Here is a 2,123-nt window from a genome sequence, read left to right on the forward strand (position 1 = left end):
ATCTTATTGTTATCTATGGAAAACTCACATACATTACATTCTTCATCACGCTTTCGGTTCGCATTAAAAAATGCGGCATGGCACTTGTTGATTAGTCTGATTTTGGCAGGATTGGCCGCTTTGTTGGTATTTGGAGTTTGGTATCCTTATCCGTATGCCGAGCTGACAGGTGGATTGGCTTTATATAAACTGGTCATTTCAGTAGATATTGTTTGTGGTCCGTTGCTGACTTTGATTCTTGCCAGTCCGAGCAAGAAACTTAAAGAGAGGATTGTTGATTTTTCTTTAATCGGCATGATTCAGCTGGCTGCTTTGATTTATGGTTTATATAGTGTATCTTTGGCACGTCCAGTGGTTGCTGCATTTGAAACCGATAGGATAAATGTGGTAACTGCTGCAGAAATTGATGTAAATGATTTGAGCCATGCCCCGAAGGATTTGCAGGATTTATCTTGGTTTGGCGCGCGTCGTGTTGGGTTGCGTGAAGCAACGGGTCCGGATGAAGCTAACCAAAGTCTTGATTTGTCTTTGAAAGGTGTTGAACCGAGTATGAGGCCTTCTTGGTGGTTGCCAGATTCGCAGCAGGAACGTGAGAAAATTCGTAAGGCAATGAAACCGTTATTTGTCTTGGCAAAAGCCCGTGGCATGAGTGAGGAGTCAATTTTTAAACAGGCTTCGCTGGAAAACGATGGGAAAGAATTGTATTTCTTGCCATTTACCAGTGCGCGAAGTAAAGAATGGGTTGTGATATTGAATGAGCAGGCAGATTTCTTGGGTTATGCGCCGATTGATGGTTTTATCAAGTAGAAAAGGCCGTCTGAAAGCTGGCAAGTGATGGTATAGGCTGTTTTTAAAAGAAGATATGCTGTCAGACTTTGCCTTTCTTTCGTCAAACTGATAAACTGTTTGCCATTATTTTTGACCGAGGCATAAATTTTTCATGAAAGACGCAGAGCAGAGTAGTTGTTTTACCGCTTCTTTCCCTTTATTTATGTCCGAACTTTGGCAGTCTGTCCGTTTTAAGCGGAACGGCTGCCTTTTTGTATTTTAAAGGAACACAATCATTATGGATTTCAGTTGGTTGGCAGAGCCGCATACTTGGATAGGCTTTGCCACGCTTCTGGTTTTGGAAGTTGTTTTAGGTATTGATAACCTTGTTTTTGTAGCGATTTTGGCAAACAAGGTTAAACCGTCGCAACGTGATAAGGCGCGGATAACGGGCTTGGGTTTGGCCGTAGTTATTCGGATTTTCATGCTGGGCTTTATGGCGCACATCATGACGCTGACGCGTCCTTTGTTTGAGCTGGGCGGCTTGGAGATTTCCGGCAAAGACATGATTATGTTTGCCGGCGGTATTTTCCTGCTTTATAAAGCAACTACCGAGCTGCACGAACGCCTTGAAGGCCACAATCAATTTGCTGTTGCTGAAGGGCAGAAGAAGCATTCTGCTTTTTGGGGCGTTGTGGCGCAAATCTTGATTTTGGATGCGGTTTTCTCTATCGATTCTGTCATTACGGCAGTGGCGATGGTGGATCATATTGTGGTGGCAATGGGTGCGGTTGTTGTGGCGATGACGGTGATGATTTCCGCCAGCAAACTGTTGACTGCTTTTGTCGACAAGCATCCGACCGTCGTGATGTTGTGTTTGGGTTTCTTGTTGATGATTGGTTTCAGTCTGATTGCGGAAGCCTTCCATTTCCATATTCCGAAAGGCTATTTGTATGCGGCGATCGGCTTCTCGATTTTGATCGAACTGTTTAATCAGGTTTCGCAAAAGAATGCCCGTAAAAATGACTACATCAGCACTTCTTGGCGTAAGCGCACCGCTGAAAATGTGTTGGGTATGATGGGTATCCGCGAAAGCATTTTGGCAAAAGCAGGCGATAATGGCGGCGATGACGAGCATTTTGAAGAAAACGAAAAATCCATGATTCGCAGCGTGCTGACTTTGGCGGAGCGTCCGATTATGGGCGTGATGATTCCGCGTCGGGAGATCGAGAAATTGGATATTTCCCAAAGTCGGGAAGAGCAAAATGCGCAGTTGAAAAATACGCCGTATAGCCGTTTGTTGGTTGTCGGTAAGGCAGGTGTAGATGAGCCTTTGGGCTATATCAGTAAAAAAG

The 2,123-nt window shown here is 44.5% G+C and carries 2 protein-coding genes; both read left to right on the forward strand.

Going from position 1 to position 2,123, the window contains the following annotated elements:
• Nucleotides 1-15: 15 nt before the first annotated feature.
• Nucleotides 16-807 carry a fimb protein gene (locus ACTHUT_RS18615; RefSeq protein ID WP_250601700.1) on the forward strand — a complete coding sequence of 264 codons (792 nt, stop codon included), beginning with the start codon at nucleotides 16-18 and terminating at the stop codon, nucleotides 805-807.
• A 259-nt stretch (nucleotides 808-1,066) separates the two neighbouring features.
• A partial coding sequence (locus ACTHUT_RS18620) for a TerC family protein (protein ID WP_440419366.1) occupies nucleotides 1,067-2,123 on the forward strand: 1,057 nt, incomplete at its 3' end.

This window comes from Neisseria sp. P0022.S010 (assembly GCF_051956635.1).

What these genes read in the sequence shown, in the direction of transcription:
- ACTHUT_RS18615 (WP_250601700.1), top strand. Translation starts at nt 16, where the DNA reads ATGGAAAACTCACATACATTACATTCTTCATCACGCTTTCGGTTCGCA.